18 protein-coding genes are annotated in these 14,744 nt (G+C 38.7%); 6 read left to right on the plus strand and 12 right to left on the minus strand.

Annotated elements, in window-relative coordinates; genetic code table 11:
* The first annotated feature begins 35 nt into the window (after nucleotides 1–35).
* On the plus strand, nucleotides 36–1,403 hold the full coding sequence (locus tag Q0W26_RS09020) for an MFS transporter (protein ID WP_298524167.1): 1,368 nt from the start codon (nucleotides 36–38) through the stop codon (nucleotides 1,401–1,403).
* An 87-nt stretch (nucleotides 1,404–1,490) separates the two neighbouring features.
* Here the strand turns inward: Q0W26_RS09020 and Q0W26_RS09025 are convergent, their stop codons facing one another.
* The 4 genes from Q0W26_RS09025 to Q0W26_RS09040 all read right to left on the minus strand — a co-directional run bounded on the left by Q0W26_RS09025 (nucleotide 1,491) and on the right by Q0W26_RS09040 (nucleotide 3,237).
* Nucleotides 1,491–1,832 (minus strand): hypothetical protein, encoded by a 342-nt coding sequence (locus Q0W26_RS09025; RefSeq protein ID WP_298524170.1) that lies wholly within the window; start codon nucleotides 1,830–1,832, stop codon nucleotides 1,491–1,493.
* A gap of 26 nt (nucleotides 1,833–1,858) precedes the next feature.
* Entirely contained in the window at nucleotides 1,859–2,251 is a 393-nt protein-coding gene (locus Q0W26_RS09030) for a HEPN domain-containing protein (RefSeq protein ID WP_298524173.1), read from the minus strand.
* A gap of 1 nt (nucleotide 2,252) precedes the next feature.
* Nucleotides 2,253–2,660, minus strand: a complete 408-nt coding sequence (locus Q0W26_RS09035; RefSeq protein ID WP_298524175.1) for a hypothetical protein — start codon at nucleotides 2,658–2,660, stop codon at nucleotides 2,253–2,255.
* A gap of 145 nt (nucleotides 2,661–2,805) precedes the next feature.
* Nucleotides 2,806–3,237 carry a peptidylprolyl isomerase gene (locus Q0W26_RS09040; protein ID WP_298524178.1) on the minus strand — a complete coding sequence of 144 codons (432 nt, stop codon included), beginning with the start codon at nucleotides 3,235–3,237 and terminating at the stop codon, nucleotides 2,806–2,808.
* Nucleotides 3,238–3,581: 344 nt separating this feature from the next.
* On the opposite strand from Q0W26_RS09040, the gene Q0W26_RS09045 reads away from it, so the two are divergent.
* The gene (locus tag Q0W26_RS09045; protein WP_298524181.1) at nucleotides 3,582–4,742 is read left to right on the plus strand and encodes an acetylornithine transaminase; all 1,161 of its coding nucleotides are present in this window, start codon (nucleotides 3,582–3,584) and stop codon (nucleotides 4,740–4,742) included.
* A gap of 9 nt (nucleotides 4,743–4,751) precedes the next feature.
* A complete protein-coding gene (locus Q0W26_RS09050) occupies nucleotides 4,752–5,450 on the plus strand; it encodes a hypothetical protein (RefSeq protein ID WP_298524187.1) in 699 nt (232 codons plus the stop codon).
* Here Q0W26_RS09050 and Q0W26_RS09055 read toward each other — a convergent pair.
* Nucleotides 5,447–5,848 (minus strand): NUDIX domain-containing protein, encoded by a 402-nt coding sequence (locus Q0W26_RS09055; RefSeq protein ID WP_298524190.1) that lies wholly within the window; start codon nucleotides 5,846–5,848, stop codon nucleotides 5,447–5,449. The two genes, Q0W26_RS09050 and Q0W26_RS09055, sit on opposite strands and share 4 nt — an antisense overlap.
* A 293-nt stretch (nucleotides 5,849–6,141) precedes the next feature.
* Between Q0W26_RS09055 and Q0W26_RS09060 the strand changes: the two genes are divergently transcribed.
* The 3 genes from Q0W26_RS09060 to dapF all read left to right on the plus strand — a co-directional run bounded on the left by Q0W26_RS09060 (nucleotide 6,142) and on the right by dapF (nucleotide 9,861).
* Entirely contained in the window at nucleotides 6,142–7,581 is a 1,440-nt protein-coding gene (locus tag Q0W26_RS09060; RefSeq protein ID WP_298524193.1) for an ATP-binding protein, read from the plus strand.
* Between the two features lie 126 nt (nucleotides 7,582–7,707).
* Nucleotides 7,708–8,991 (plus strand): diaminopimelate decarboxylase, encoded by a 1,284-nt coding sequence (gene lysA, locus Q0W26_RS09065; protein ID WP_298524196.1) that lies wholly within the window; start codon nucleotides 7,708–7,710, stop codon nucleotides 8,989–8,991.
* 9 nt (nucleotides 8,992–9,000) lie between these two features.
* Entirely contained in the window at nucleotides 9,001–9,861 is an 861-nt protein-coding gene (dapF, locus tag Q0W26_RS09070; RefSeq protein ID WP_298524199.1) for a diaminopimelate epimerase, read from the plus strand.
* A gap of 9 nt (nucleotides 9,862–9,870) precedes the next feature.
* On the opposite strand, the gene Q0W26_RS09075 is transcribed toward dapF, so the two are convergent.
* From Q0W26_RS09075 to nrdD, 7 genes are all read right to left on the minus strand, one after another.
* Entirely contained in the window at nucleotides 9,871–10,029 is a 159-nt protein-coding gene (locus Q0W26_RS09075; protein ID WP_298524202.1) for a hypothetical protein, read from the minus strand.
* A 14-nt stretch (nucleotides 10,030–10,043) separates the two neighbouring features.
* Complete coding sequence (locus Q0W26_RS09080) at nucleotides 10,044–10,628, minus strand: HemK2/MTQ2 family protein methyltransferase (protein ID WP_298524205.1); 585 nt, start codon at nucleotides 10,626–10,628, stop codon at nucleotides 10,044–10,046.
* A gap of 4 nt (nucleotides 10,629–10,632) precedes the next feature.
* Complete coding sequence (rsmA, locus tag Q0W26_RS09085) at nucleotides 10,633–11,505, minus strand: 16S rRNA (adenine(1518)-N(6)/adenine(1519)-N(6))-dimethyltransferase RsmA (protein ID WP_298524208.1); 873 nt, start codon at nucleotides 11,503–11,505, stop codon at nucleotides 10,633–10,635.
* A 9-nt stretch (nucleotides 11,506–11,514) separates the two neighbouring features.
* Nucleotides 11,515–12,144, minus strand: coding sequence for a DUF655 domain-containing protein (locus Q0W26_RS09090; RefSeq protein ID WP_298524211.1), 630 nt, complete (start codon nucleotides 12,142–12,144; stop codon nucleotides 11,515–11,517).
* A gap of 146 nt (nucleotides 12,145–12,290) precedes the next feature.
* Nucleotides 12,291–12,635 (minus strand): RNA polymerase Rpb4 family protein, encoded by a 345-nt coding sequence (locus tag Q0W26_RS09095; protein ID WP_298524213.1) that lies wholly within the window; start codon nucleotides 12,633–12,635, stop codon nucleotides 12,291–12,293.
* A 5-nt stretch (nucleotides 12,636–12,640) separates the two neighbouring features.
* On the minus strand, nucleotides 12,641–12,931 hold the full coding sequence (locus tag Q0W26_RS09100) for a 50S ribosomal protein L21e (protein WP_298524215.1): 291 nt from the start codon (nucleotides 12,929–12,931) through the stop codon (nucleotides 12,641–12,643).
* 260 nt (nucleotides 12,932–13,191) lie between these two features.
* Nucleotides 13,192–14,744 (minus strand): anaerobic ribonucleoside-triphosphate reductase (nrdD, locus tag Q0W26_RS09105; RefSeq protein ID WP_298524218.1); only part of this gene is annotated, 1,553 nt, incomplete at its 5' end.

A 14,744-nucleotide genomic window follows, 5' to 3' on the forward strand; every position in this document is an offset into this window, starting at 1 on the left:
ATCAACATAGTTTTGGTCCAGCATACTAGATAATAATGAAATCTGAAAACATCATACTTTTAATCTGTACTGTATTGTCATTTTTCGCCGTCTTTGCGGTCAATGCAGTGATGGTCGTAATTCCGTCAATCGCCGCCGAGTTTCACATGAGCAATATCGTTCAGAATTGGGCAATAATCATATTTCTGCTTGTGGTTGCCGTGCTGTCGGTTCCGGCAGGCCAGATTTCCGGTAAATACGGACTTAAAAAGGTTACAATAATCAGCGTCGTGCTTTTCATAGTTATTTCAATTGCCAATGTCCTTGTGGCCACTTCCGAGCAGTTTCTGCTTTGCCGGCTGATACTGGGAATTTCCTTGGCGTTTTTTAACGTGACATCAATGGCAATGGTAGTGTCCGCATTTCCTCCCGAAGAAAGGGGTAAAGCACTGGGAATTGTCATCACAGGCGTTTACATAGGGCTGTCTCTCTCACCGGTTCTTGGAGGGGTCTTGAATTACCAGCTGGGCTGGCGATCTGTAGTGCTCTTCGGAGTTCCGTTCCTTCTGGCCACACTCGTGCTGATATTGACCAAGGTTGATGAGGAGTGGATTACCTTTGAAGGCGTACCTCTTGACGTCAAGGGGTCAGTATCATACGGTATAGGTATGGTACTCTTCATGTACGGCTTTACAATACTCAACGAGACATTAGGAGTGATATTGACCGCTTTGGGTGTAATGTTTTTAATACTCTTTGGATATATTGAATTGAGAGAAGACCATCCTGTATTTGACGTGAGGTTTTTTAAAAACCGCAAGTTCCTCTCATCAAATTTCGCATCATTATGCGCCTATCTGGCAACATTTGCAGTCACCACAATTCTGAATTACCATCTGCAGTACATCAAAGGCATGGATTCACAGACTGCAGGAATTATTCTTCTTGCTGCACCATTGTGCCAGGTTGTTCTGGCTCCGATTGCCGGAAGGCTGTCAGACAAATACGTTCCGCAGATTCTTGCAGCAATTGGAATGGGACTTGGAACAGTTTCGCTGATTCTGTTCACATTCTTAAACGAGTCAACATCCCTCGAATTTTTGATAGTGGCAATGATAATCTATGGTATTGGATTCGGATTGTTCTCGCCGCCTAACACCAATGTCATAATGAGCTCCGTTCCGCCAAAGGACACTTCCGTTGCATCAGCATCCGTAGCAACAATGAGGACTGTCGGCCAGGCAATGAGTATGGGAATACTGACGCTTGTCTTTGCATTTGTAATGGGTGATGTTCCGATTGTGGAGCAGTACTATCCGTTATTAATCAGCAGCTGTCAGATAACCTGCATTATTTGTGTGGTGTTGTGTATAGCGTCCGTATTTGCTTCGTTTGTGGGAATCAAATCTAAAGATGCGATTTAGTTATTCATATTACTTTTTTTGCATAATGATGAGGTAATGAAAATTCCATTATAATGAAAAAAATTCACTGCATTATGTATTCTAGATTTAATTAGGTTCCAGTAGAATAATGTATTCCCTTTTCGGATTGGGATACTTGTCGATAACCTTATCCACAATGAGCTCCTCTTTTTGCAGCAATCTTCCCTCATCCAAATTTGAAAATACGCGGATTTCAAGAATTTTTTCGTTCCGATTGCTTTCTTTCATAAAATCTAAGGATATTTGAGGATTTTCTAGTTCTTGTGTGATGATTTTTGGCAAATCGTAAATCAGGTTCCTCATTTCACAATCTGTGTCAATAAAATTCGTTATTTCAGTAAGAGTGGCTGATGGAAATTTGTAATGCTCTTTTAGAAATCCGATTAGTTTTGTTTCTTGCTTTGACATAATAATCGTATTTAACTTAAATCTGATTAATTTTTCATAAGTCTTACAGGATGCTTAATTAATTCATCAAGAAGGATGAAAATCTCTTCAGCTTTCTTTTTAGAAGTTTTTAACTGATTATCTCTAAGTTCACTTTTACGATAATCTGCATGAACTCTGTTTCTTTTCAATATTTTTAACTTTTCCCCCAATTCCTTTTCTTTTTCAAATGGTGAATTTTCCAATGCATCAATTAGAATGGTATGTGCATGGTCGGAGGGCAATGTTCTTCTAAAGGAGTCCTCATAATACTGTTTGGCAGGGTGGAAAACTGAATAGTAATAGCGGGATATTGAGGAACGTTGATATTCTTCATCAGTGGAATGGTCTTGTAAATGTTTAGCAACATTATAATACTTATCGAATTTAAAGGATGCCATGCTACCATAACTCCACACAAACTAATCCATTTATGTTTTTTGAGAATTTTGATTTGTATATAGGTTCATTTTTAAATTTTGTTAATGTTTCATAATCTTCATTAAATTTTGAACCTTTAATAGAAATCAGTATAAAATCCAATTTTCTGGATTCGGGATCTTCACAAAATTCAATAATCTTTTGATAATTTGGGAAGTAATCGTTAAGTAGTGGAGTAATTTCGTGAATGAAGTCAAGGAGTTCATCATGACCTTCTGTGAAGTTCTTTACCTTGTCGATATCGGTTATGGTATAATCATTTGATAATTTGTTGAAATTATCATCGTTATCTGGCATATTTGTCAATCCGGTGTAGCTATTTTCCTGTGGTATTTGCATATCAATTCTCTGAGAAATAAATGGTTTCATAATTTTAGCCTCCTGTGGTTAATTAAATATTGTAATATGGTATGTAGAGGAGGTTATTTATACTTTTAGTTTTCTCTCAGAGCAATTTTACACGCTCAGAGCAATTTTGCATGCTGAATAAAAAAATAAGGTTGAAAGATAAATATTATCTTTCTTTGACGGTGACTTTGTTCATTTTGTCACCTTGGCGGATTGCGTTTACAACGTCCTGGCCTTCAATTACCTGACCGAATACGGTGTGCACTCCGTCCAGGTGTGGCTGTGGGGAGTGGGTAATGAAGAATTGGCTTCCGCCTGTGTCTTTACCTGCGTGTGCCATTGACAATGCGCCGGTACCGTGCTTGTGAGGGTTTCCTTCGGTTTCACATTTGATGGTGTAACCTGGTCCTCCAGTACCGTTTCCGATAGGACATCCTCCTTGGATTACAAAGTTTGGAATTACTCTGTGGAATGTCAGTCCGTCATAAAATCCTTCATTGGCCAATTTTTCAAAGTTGGCTACAGTTCCAGGCGCTTCGTTCGGGAAAAGTTCTAAAACGATATTCCCTTTATCAGTTTCGATTGTTGCGACTTTCATTTTATCACCTATTTTTATTATGGTTCAATCTATTAATTAAATATATCGTTAAATAATGCAGAAAATCTTATATTAAAAAAATAGTCTTTTTTAATGCCTATATTGTGAGTTTTACCTCACAATCCTCCCATTAGGCATTAAAACCAATTCATTACGAAGGATTCCTCAATTGAGGTGAACCTCCTATGTAAGTGTATCATTCAGGACATATATAAATTTGATTATTTGAGAATGGTGTGTCCATTTCATTGAATTTAATGTTTCGGTGGTTGATTTCGTAGAAGTATTTATTATTGATGAAGTCTAAATTAATCTAATGATTAAATAGTTTAAGGAGGATTAGAATGAATACTCAGGAATTGATTAAGATTGAAGATGATTATTTCATTAACACTTTCACCCGACAGCCAATCGTTCTCGACCATGGGGAAGGTGTAAAGGTAACTGACATTGACGGAAAGGAATACATTGACATGTTTGCTGGAATTGCCGTAAACGCTTTGGGCCACAATCATCCTGCACTGGTCAAGGCCATTCAGGACCAGGCTGAAAAGCTCATTCACATTTCAAGCATCTACTATAACGAACCTGCTCTGGTTTATGCCAAAAAGCTGATTGACAAGACAAGTTTCGATCGGATATTTTATGCAAACAGCGGTGCTGAGGCAAACGAAGGGGCAATCAAGCTGGCAGTCAAATACACAGGAAAAAGCGAAGTCATATCCACAGTGGAGTCATTCCATGGACGGACAATAATGACTTTGGCTGCCACAGGCCATGAGCATTACCATGAGCCTTTCAAGGCAATCCTGCCAAAGGGTTTCATAAACGTCCCATACAATGACATTGATGCCATTAAAGAAGCAATTACAGAAAACACCGCAGCAATCATAGTCGAGCCTATCCAGGGTGAAGGCGGAGTCAACGTTCCGGATAAGGATTACTTAAAGCAGATTGAAGAGCTGTGCCATGAGAAAGACATAGTCTTCATCGTCGATGAGGTCCAGACAGGTTTCGGCCGATGCGGAACACTCTTTGCACACGAACTCTTTGACGTCAAGCCTGATATCATGACAATGGCAAAAGGAATAGGCGGAGGAGTCCCAATGGGGGGAATCCTTGCAACAGAAAAGGTTGCAGGTGCATTCGTGCCTGGCGATCACGGAACCACTTTTGGAGGAGGACCTCTTGTATGTGCAGCAGCAAATGCCGTTTTGGACACCATTGATGAGGAAAACATCCTTGACAATGTCAATGAGGTCGGAGAATATTTCATTGACGAACTTAAGAAACTTGACAAGGAAATCATCGCTGACGTCCGGGGCAAAGGCCTGATGGTTGGTGTCGAGCTGACCAAGCCAGGAGCGGAATACGTCGACAAGCTTCGCGAAGCAGGATTTTTAATCAACTGCACAGCCGATAAGGTATTGCGGTTCGTTCCACCGCTCATAATTACAAAAGCCGACATTGACGAGTTCGTAAAGGCATTGGACGAAATATTATAGGGTGGTTTGATGGGTATCCATACTGAATATTCCTGCGAGGAATGCAACTTCAAATACGAGGATTCATCCGACATATTCTGGATTGACAAGGCTGGTAATGTTCATGTGGGTATGCTTGCCGTCAGCTCATCCGATGAAGCCTCAAAGGCACTTGCATCCGGCGGAATCTACAAGTACTACTGCTACAACTGCAACAAGCCCGTCTATAACTTCCACGTCACCGAAAAGTCTGCTGAAATTCCAAGGGAATACATCATCTCCCTTATAGAAAAGATGGATGACAATTTAAAAATCATAGATTTCGACAGCAAGTTCCAGAACTGCATAAAATGCTCAAAGGAACTGGAGCTGAAGCTTGAAAAGACATTCGTGCTTGACAGTGAAGGTGAGTTTCATGTTGGTGATGACATGGACGACATTCTGGAAATGCCTACCGACTTTTCCGGAAAGTATTATGGATACTACTGCAAAGACTGCTCAAAGCAGATTAACAAGTTCGTAATCTATGAAAACAATGCGGAGCTGGAGGATTCCCTCATAAAGGAGATTCTTCAGGACCACACAAACGATCTGACAGTCTTCATCAACGGAAGCTATGAATATTGTCCGGATTGCGGAGACGGTCTTCACGTGCTTTCAGAGGATTCGCTTTGTCCGAAATGCAGAATTGGAGTTTTAAAAATCGAAAAGAGATCCTTTTCAGATTAAATCTCCCAATCTTTCTTTTTTAACATTTTTTCAAGGGATGTTGACACATCCAACGTTCTCATTTTTTCAATATCTGCCCACATCCAGTCAGTGTGCTCTTCGCTTATTTTAACCTCTCCTCCTGTGACGTCAAGATACATCATGATCTGTACGGTTCTTTTGTGGGAATAGTCGTTCTGAATTGCCTCTGCAAAATCCCCGACATTAACGTCAAGGTTTGTCTCTTCCTTAATCTCACGGATGAGTGCATCAGTGAAGAATTCTCCCTTTTCCACCTTTCCTCCTGGAAGTTCCCATGTTTCAGGGTCTGTCCTGCTTTTCGGATGCCTTTTTACAATTAGAATTTCATTGTTTTCGTTTTTGATAATTCCCCTTACTGTTAATCCATATGCTTTCATGGTATTCTTTTTGATTTACATTGTTATAAGTTGAACGGAAGTATTTGCAAGAAAATAATAATATTCTTTGCCATAATTTTAATTTTAAGGAGTATTTGAGTATTTAATTCATGTTATAATTTCATATTAAAATCAATATTGATTTTTGAGTGTTTAAAGTATTTATATGGTGATTTGGATAGAGTAGTCATGTTTTTAATTAACCGATATTCTACTTGTACTAAATTATGTACAAGTTTTTATATACTCCTTGTCCTAAATTATGTACAAGGAGGTTTTGAGAGTTGATAGGTATGGGTTCCAAAGAAGATTATTTAAAATATATTGTTAAGCAGATACAAACAACACCATATGTCGCAAATGAATTTTTACAAACTCAAAATACTGAATTTAAGCCTCGTAATTCATTTGAAGACTTGCAAAAATATGTTGATGATTTTTTAAACGGATATGAAGAAAACAGATTCATTACAATGCCTGGGCTTCGTGGAATTGGGAAAAGTACCATGGTATTTCAAATTTACAATCATCTCATTGAAAGGGGAATTGACAAAAACAGAATTCTCTATGTCCCAATAGATCAGATGAATTCCATTCCAAAAGCCAATTTAAATGAGCTAATTGATGTTTTCGTTGAAGATATTCACCATAAATATCCGGCATCACTGGATAAGGAATTGTTTCTACTGGTTGATGAGGCTCAAGAAGAAAAAAATTGGTCAAAAATCGGAAAAATAATATATGACCAATCTAAAAAAATTTTCATGATATTCACCGGTTCAAAAGCATTAGATTTTGAATTAGATTTGAATGCGGTTAGAAGAACAAGTATTGAAAGAATTTACCCAATGAATTTTCAGGAATATCTGTTTTTAAAATACCACATTCCACCTATCGGGATTTCAACAGATATTATGGACATGTTATTGACAGGAAATGTTGAAAACGTTGTTAAAAAGGAGACAGATTTGTTAAATTATACTTCTTCTATTGGAAAACCATTAATAAAAGAATTCGAACATTTCTTATATGTTGGAGGATTTCCATTAAGCTTAAATCAAGATGAGATTAATGCACATAGGAAAATCTTTGAGGTTGTTGAAAGAGTAATTGACAAAGATGTGAGCCAATATAGAGCATTTAATGGAGATACCAATAAAATATTATTCAATATTCTGTCATTTTTGGCTACTCAAAAGCCTGGAGAAGTTTCAGTAAATAAGTTATCTAAAAATCTGGCCACTTCAAGGTCAAATGTAATAGATTTGTTGGATATTCTTGAAAAGACTCATTTAATATTCCACATCAAACCTTATGGGGAAGCCGGAAAAACAGTTAGAAAACCCTCCAAATATTATTTTTTGTCTCCGTCCATAACTGCAAGCATTAATTTCAACTTGGGTAAACATACCCCTGCCAGTAAAGATTATAGGGGAATTTTAGCTGAAACTCTTGTTGCATCAACTTTCTTCAGGTTAAATAACACTATTTCAAAACCAAATGGAATTTTTTATCCTCCTGAGAAAGGAATGGCTGATTTTATAATAACTACTTTTGAAGGGGATAAAATACCGGTTGAAGTTGGAATTGGTAAAAAAAGCCCAAAACATGTCATTAACACAATGAATAAATATAACTGCGAATATGGAATTGTAGTGTCCCAAACCACAGACCTAATTAAAAAAGATAATGATATTATATTCTTGCCTTTGACTACATTTTCATTGATGTAATCAAATTAAGTTTCATTTTTCTTTTTGAATTGGCAAAATCATCGGCAAAAGCCTTTCCTTCACTAGTTTTAAATAACTTAATCAAGATAACTAAATATATAATGTAACTTTTTTAGGAGTTTTATTATGGATTTAAATATTAAAGTAAACGACAAAAACCACCTTGACATCGGTGGAGCGGATGCAATCGAGATTGCAGAAGAATTCGGAACTCCAACCTATGTAATTGACGAAGCCCGAATAAGGGACAACTACAATAGGTTCTATTCAGCTTTCAGCAAATATTACGATGATTTTAAAGTGTTTTACGCATGTAAAGCCAATACCAACCTTGCAGTAATGAAAATATTGGAATCTGAAGGTTGCTGTATTGATGCGGTTTCCCCTGGAGAGGTTCACATTGCAAAAATGACTGGATTTTCAGGCGACAGAATACTTTTTACAGGAAACAACATTACCAATGACGAATTAAAATTCGTACACGATGAAGGGACTGTCCTCAACATCGATTCAGTCTCAGCACTCAAAAGGCTAGCCAGTGTGGTTGACCCGGAAGGTTTGAAAATCTCATTCAGGGTGAATCCTATGGTAGGTGCAGGACACCATGACCACTGCATAACCGGTGGAGTAATGAGCAAATTTGGTATCATGGACAGTGAAGCTGTTGAAGTCTATGAAATGGCAAAAGAACTTGGATTCAATCCAATTGGTATGCACTCACATATCGGATCCGGAATCCTTGACCCTGAACCTTTCAAACTGGCAATCGAATCAACAATGGACATTGCCGGAAAAGTGCATCAGGAAGCAGGAATCGACTTCGAGTTCGTTGATTTCGGAGGAGGTGTAGGAATCCCTTACACTCCAGAAGAAAACATCGTGGATTTGGATAAATTCGCAGAAGTCAATGTCGGACTTTTCAAAGAAAAACTTGAACAATATGACATGGGAAACCCTACAATGTATCTCGAGCCTGGAAGGTATCTTGTCGGAGACGCAAGCGTTCTTCTCGTAACTGTTAATAGCGTAAAGCAAAGCTACAGAAAATTCATAGGTGTGGATGCAGGTTTCCACACACTCCTAAGGCCTGCAATGTATGATTCATACCACCACATCGTAGATGCAAGCAAAATGGATGCTCCAATGACTCAGGAAGTTGACATTGCAGGTAATGTCTGCGAATCAGGAGACCTCTTCGCACGTGACAGACCAATGCCTGACGTTGAGGAAGGAGATGTCCTAGGTATATTGAATGCAGGAGCATACGGATTTACAATGTCATCCAATTACAATTCAAGACCTCTTGCCTCTGAAGTGCTAGTCACAGATGGCAAATGCTCTTTAGTGCGTGAAAGAGAAACATTTGAAGACTTATATGCAAAACAATGCATTCCACCACACTTAAAATAAGTGATTATTATGGTAGACTTAAAAGGATTGAAATTTTCAAAAATGCACGGAATAGGCAATGACTTTCCAATAATCGATGAAAGCAAAGGGGAAGTCATCCCTGAAGCAGACAAGCCTGAAGCATGCAGAATTCTATGCCACAGAAATTTCGGTGTAGGCGGTGATGGAGTATTGTTTGTAGAGCCTTCAGACGTGGCCGATATCGGATACAGGATGTTCAACCCGGACGGAAGCGAAGCTGAAATGTGCGGAAACGGAATCAGATGCTTTGGAGACTTTGTCTACAGAAAAGGCATTCTAAGACAGGAAAAGATGACAGTCGAGACAAGGGCAGGAATCAAGACAATCGAAATCACTCTTGAGGACGGCGATCCGGTACTCTTCAAGGTTGACATGGGACTGTCCACTTTCAAAACCCCTGAAATCCCAATGACAGCCGATGTGGATGAATTTTTAAACGGCGAGCTTGAGGTCATTGATACAACCTTCAACCTGACAGCTATCAGCGTCGGAAATCCTCATGCGATAATATTTGTCGATAATGTGGATGAAATCGACATTGACAAGTACGGTCCGGCCATTGAGGCCCATGAAGTTTTCCCTGAAAAGATTAACGTACACTTCGTTGAAGTGATTTCCAAAAACGAGGGCAAAATGATTACATGGGAACGTGGTGCCGGCGTGACACTTGCATGCGGTACCGGTGCGACTTCAACTGCAATTTCAGGATTCAAGCTAGGCCTGTTCGATGAAAATGTCTTGCTCCACCTTCCTGGAGGAGACCTGAAGTTCACAGTATATGAAAAAGAGGATGCTCTTGGAGCCTTCATGGAAGGCCCTGCTGAGCTGGTCTTTGACGGAGAATTCTAATTCTCCTATTTATCTATTTTTTCTGAATAATCCCAATGCAATATCTATTATACCTAAAATAATTACTATCGCTAGCCAAATGCTTACGTGGCCCCTGAGTATAATGAATATTATTCCCAAAATTATCAGTGCAATTCCTGTTAAAATTGACATTTTCCATTGTTCCATTCTTAATCACCTTTTTATATTTTATATGCATTAATTAACGTAATGTCTTCAAAAAAGAAATGCTCAGTAGCTTTGATTTCGGCAATGAATCCCATTTCATCAAATTTATCCAGGGTTTCGTCGTTGCCTGAAAATGAGGACTGTATCATCTGCACAATTCCACCATCATTTAAATGATTTGACACTTCATTTAAAAAAAGATCTATAACTTTCCTGCCATTTAATCCACCGTCGAATGCATAATTTAAATTGCTATCAATAACTTCGTCTTCTTCGGTAGGTAGATATGGAGTATTAAATAAAATTACATCAAACTTTCTGTTTTTCACAGGCTCGAATAGGTTTCCAAAAAGAATTTCGATGTTTTCGATATTGTTTGCCTCGAAGTTTTTCCGTGCCAGCTCGCAGGCGTCAAAGTTGATGTCGGTAACTGTGATTTTGTCTGTCAGCCTTGAGGCATACATCGCAACTATTCCTGAACCGGTTCCTATTTCAAGAACGCTATGGCCTTCCTTGATTTCAAGATTTTCCGCCAGGAGGTAGCTGTCTTCGGCGGGAATGTAAACGTTGTCATCAGTATTAATTATAAAATCAGGCATATTATCACTCGCTTAAGATTCTGTTCAGTTCCTTTGATAAAATGAGTATCTCTTCCGGGCTGACGACCATCACTCTTTTTTTGAGGTATTCGTTTAGCTTTTCATCCTCAATGGCATTGATTTTCTCCTTCATCTGCTTTTTGTCAAGAGAGCATATTATGTGTCTTGAGTCGATGAGGGCGTTTCTTATTTTCTTGTTTCTGTGCTGGAATAATGCCTTTGTAAAATTCGAATAGACCTTAAAATCATCTTCTGATATCTTATTTTCCTTTGGAGTTAATTTGACAACAGTGGAGTCGACTTTAGGCTTTGGAATAAAACTTTCTGCACTCACGTCAGTCAGGGTTTCGACGTCACATTTGAAATATAGCATCGCCGAAAGCCTGGAATAGTCCTTTGTTCCGACTTCTCCGGTCATGCGCTCTGCAAACTCCTTTTGATACATCAGAATTGCCATGTCAAAATCATAGTTCAAAAATTTAAAAGTAATCGGTGATGAAATCTGGTAAGGCAGATTGGAGACGATTTTGTTGAATTTTGGAAAATCGACATTTAGTGCATCGTCGTTTATAAGCTCAACGTTGTCGATTTTTTCCTTTCTAAGCCTTTCCTTTAGTATGTTGGCGATGTTGGTGTCCTGTTCTATGGCTATTACCTTTCCTGCTCTTTTGGCAAGCTCAAGGGTTAATGTACCTATCCCGGTTCCTATCTCTAAAACGAAATCATTGCTGTTAATGTCGCCAAAGTCGATTATCTGATCTCTTTTGTTTTTGTCTATCAGATAGTTCTGGCCAAGATTCCTGTTCAGCTTTATCCCATACTGGTTTAAGATGCCTTTAGTTTGTTTGGATAAGGATTGGGAAGGTTCATTACTCAAATTATCACGTTATCTTGGGCGTCTTGCATTTCTTGGAGGCTGTGTGAAGATGTAGTATTTGCTTTTGCCTCTTCTGACTGTAGTGGTGTCCAATTCCTGCTTGACCCTGTTTACAATCATTCCTGCAGGATCTGTCAATGTAGGTAATCTTTCTGTAATGTCCTCGAAGCTTTCGAAAGGCTTTTCCTCTCTTGCCTTGATGATGTCCCACATGTATTTTTTACCTATTCCCGGAATCAGCTCCAGGGAGTGAAGCCTTGTACTTACTGAGTCTGCAGTGTTGAAGAATTCAACGTATTTTTCCTCATTGGCTTCTACAATATCGCGAATAGCGTATTCAAGTTCTATTCTGCTTGTAGCGGTAAGGTTTTCAAAGTTCAATTTGCCAAGAACCCTGTAGATTTTGTCTCTTTTGCCTTTTCCGATATATACGGTGTCCTGTATCTCCAAATCAACACCGGTCTTAGGAGCAAGTTCTAGTAAAGTGAATTGTTCTGTACCAATAGCTTGAGCAATAGCTTTTCCACCAAACTTGGACATGTCTGATTTGACATATCCTCTGCTTAAATAATCAAGAATAACAGCATTTTCCTCTTTCTTTACTGTTGGTGTCTTTTCTCTTTTATCATTCTTATTCATATAATCACTCACTATTGTTTCATTAGTCGCAAAATGGACTATAATATAAACTTACCAATATTTTTATTTTTTAAATGTTATAAACATATCTAAAAAATGAGCCGTAATAATAGATAAAATAAATAAAAAAAAGGAATAGTTTGAAACTATTCTATATAGTCATACTGTTCCAATAATTCAAGGACTTTTTCCATATCCTCTTTTGAGAATTGGCCTGGCTCTTTTGCAAAAATAAGTCTCATGTCAGCCAAGTCCTGTGGAATCAAATCAACAATATGAACTGCAACTTTTTCTCTTAGGTTAAATTCGCTTTTGAGCTTTTCAATGATTTCTTCAGCGTCTTCAGCGGAATATCTTTTGAACCTTGCAAGATGGTTCAATGTAATGTTCTGTTCGTAGTTCAATTCGTTTTCATTGGAAAACTCGTCAAGAACTTCCTTAACCTTTGCACCTGGAATAGGTTCAGTTGAAATTATGTTTTTTCCAATCATAAAACTCAGTTTTGTAATTTTAAGTGATCTGGTCTAACGATTAATTCTTTTGCTTTGTTCCCATCTTTTAATGCTACAATGTATGCTTTTCCTTTTTGACCGATTACTTTTCCGGTTTTTCCGTGGAATCTAGGAGCAGGTTGTCCTTTTTGGATGGATGGGTTGATGGTAATGTGAACCAAGTCTCCTTCTTCGAATCTTTGGAGCCTGTTGGTAATAGGGTTGGTTCTACCAGGTCTTTGTACTTTAGTCATCTTTTTTCTTGATCTACTTTTTAATCCTCTTGATCTTTGCATTGTATAACCTCTAATCAGTTCTAGTCTGGGTATAAATCCATGTCATCAGCTGCCTAGTATCAAAAAAGCCCATAAATACTAGTGACATGGAATGTGAAAATAATATATTATCATCAGTGATATGATAATATTATATTTTTAGTTTAATGTCATTAATATACTTTTAGTTTTTCAGTGATTTTGATAGGTAAATTAATGTTTTTGGAAAAATAATTTTTGATGGTTTGGTGTTAAAAAAATGGTGTGAAGAAGATAACTGTTTAGTTATCTTCAAATCTTCTTCTGTCAATTAATTCTTGACGTTTACCTGGGTTCCATCCTCCGGATGCGGATTTTGCACGTCCCACTTGTTGGACGTATCCGGTAATTCTGTCATACCATTCCACATCTTCTGATTCACCACAGGTAGGGCATGTATTGTTGAGCCCTTTCATTAAAGTTTTACATTTTAAACAGAAGCTTAAAGCTGAGCTGTAAGCCCAAAATCCGATGTCGGATTTTTTAGCTATTTTGTTGGTCAAGCTCATGAGTGAATCCGGATCTGAGTATGATTCTCCCATGAATGCATGGAAGATGTGTCCTCCCGGAGTCAGGCTGTGATATTGCTCTTCGATTTTGATTTTTTCAATGAGTGATGCGCTGGTGTCAACAGGCACATGTGAAGAGTTTGTGTAGTAGTTTGCGTTTCCGTCACCCTGTACGATGACTTCATCTCCGAACTGTTTTTTGTCAAGTGTTGCAAATCTGTATGCAGTGGATTCTGCAGGGGTTTGCAGTACAGACCATCTGAGTCCGGTTTCATCTTTAAGTTGTTCGGCTCTTTGGTTTACGTATTCAAGACATTTTACACCGAACTTGTTGGCGTCAGGGTTTTCGATTCCTTCGCCGAAGAGTGATAGGAGCATTTCGTTGAGTCCAACGAAACCGAATGATAAGGTTGAGTTTTCGATTCTGTAGTATGATTCTTCAGCCACTTGCTGTTTGAGGAAAGGCAATATGTGGAAGTCGTTTAAGCATTTAAGTCCCTGTTCCCTTCTAAGCATCAGGGTTTCAACTGCAAGGTCCATGTATTCGTCAAGGTATTCGAATACCTGTGATTCGTCTTTGGACTGGTATCCGATTCTTGGGAAGTTGAGGGTAACGTATGCGAGGTTACCGGTTCTCAGGCAGTCCTTGTCCCAGTCGCCTGTCCAAGTGTCCTGCAGACATGTTCGACATCCCATGTAGTTTGCCATTTTTCCTCTGTATTTAGGGAACATGTTGACGAAGTATGAGGAACCGTATTTTGCTGAAAGCTCGTGAACCAGACGGATGTCGTCTTCGTATTCGCTGTTCATGGTTTCAGGCCTTAATGTGTAGATTGTATTTGGGAACAGGTGAGGTTTTCCTTCGTTGTCTCCTTCAAGAAGGGTTTCAGTAAATGCCCTTTGAATCAATCTGGTTTCTTCCTCATAGTCTGCATAGGTTCCGACGACTTTACCTTTAGGTCCGTATGCGGTTTCATCTTTTAAAAAGTCAGGAACACCGAATTCCAATGCCATACTTGTAAATGGTACTTGTGATCCTCTTGCTGCGTATGCCATGTTGAGGTTGTAGACGAGCATCTGTACGGACTGTTTGATTTCATCATAGGTTCTTCCTCTTGCAAACGGAGCGACGAATACGTTCCAGAGTGACATTCCTTGTCCTCCAGACATGTTCTGCTGTGCAGCAAGCATGATTTCGCCTGTGTGGTTCATTAAGGTTTCCATGTGGTTAGGTGCACCTGCAATGGAGGTGTGGTCACCGGTACCGTCCACTTTAAGTCCGTATT

Origin of the sequence: uncultured Methanobrevibacter sp. (assembly GCF_947169325.1) — an archaeon.
Lineage (GTDB): Archaea > Methanobacteriota > Methanobacteria > Methanobacteriales > Methanobacteriaceae > Methanocatella.

Coding starts and splice junctions, on each gene's coding strand:
- Q0W26_RS09020 (WP_298524167.1), top strand. CDS start 36: ATGAAATCTGAAAACATCATACTTTTAATCTGTACTGTATTGTCATTT.
- Q0W26_RS09025 (WP_298524170.1), bottom strand. CDS start 1,832: ATGTCAAAGCAAGAAACAAAACTAATCGGATTTCTAAAAGAGCATTAC.
- Q0W26_RS09030 (WP_298524173.1), bottom strand. CDS start 2,251: ATGGCATCCTTTAAATTCGATAAGTATTATAATGTTGCTAAACATTTA.
- Q0W26_RS09035 (WP_298524175.1), bottom strand. CDS start 2,660: ATGAAACCATTTATTTCTCAGAGAATTGATATGCAAATACCACAGGAA.
- Q0W26_RS09040 (WP_298524178.1), bottom strand. CDS start 3,237: ATGAAAGTCGCAACAATCGAAACTGATAAAGGGAATATCGTTTTAGAA.
- Q0W26_RS09045 (WP_298524181.1), top strand. CDS start 3,582: ATGAATACTCAGGAATTGATTAAGATTGAAGATGATTATTTCATTAAC.
- Q0W26_RS09050 (WP_298524187.1), top strand. CDS start 4,752: ATGGGTATCCATACTGAATATTCCTGCGAGGAATGCAACTTCAAATAC.
- Q0W26_RS09055 (WP_298524190.1), bottom strand. CDS start 5,848: ATGAAAGCATATGGATTAACAGTAAGGGGAATTATCAAAAACGAAAAC.
- Q0W26_RS09060 (WP_298524193.1), top strand. CDS start 6,142: ATGGGTTCCAAAGAAGATTATTTAAAATATATTGTTAAGCAGATACAA.
- lysA (WP_298524196.1), top strand. CDS start 7,708: ATGGATTTAAATATTAAAGTAAACGACAAAAACCACCTTGACATCGGT.
- dapF (WP_298524199.1), top strand. CDS start 9,001: ATGGTAGACTTAAAAGGATTGAAATTTTCAAAAATGCACGGAATAGGC.
- Q0W26_RS09075 (WP_298524202.1), bottom strand. CDS start 10,029: ATGGAACAATGGAAAATGTCAATTTTAACAGGAATTGCACTGATAATT.
- Q0W26_RS09080 (WP_298524205.1), bottom strand. CDS start 10,628: ATGCCTGATTTTATAATTAATACTGATGACAACGTTTACATTCCCGCC.
- Q0W26_RS09090 (WP_298524211.1), bottom strand. CDS start 12,144: ATGAATAAGAATGATAAAAGAGAAAAGACACCAACAGTAAAGAAAGAG.
- Q0W26_RS09095 (WP_298524213.1), bottom strand. CDS start 12,635: ATGATTGGAAAAAACATAATTTCAACTGAACCTATTCCAGGTGCAAAG.
- Q0W26_RS09100 (WP_298524215.1), bottom strand. CDS start 12,931: ATGCAAAGATCAAGAGGATTAAAAAGTAGATCAAGAAAAAAGATGACT.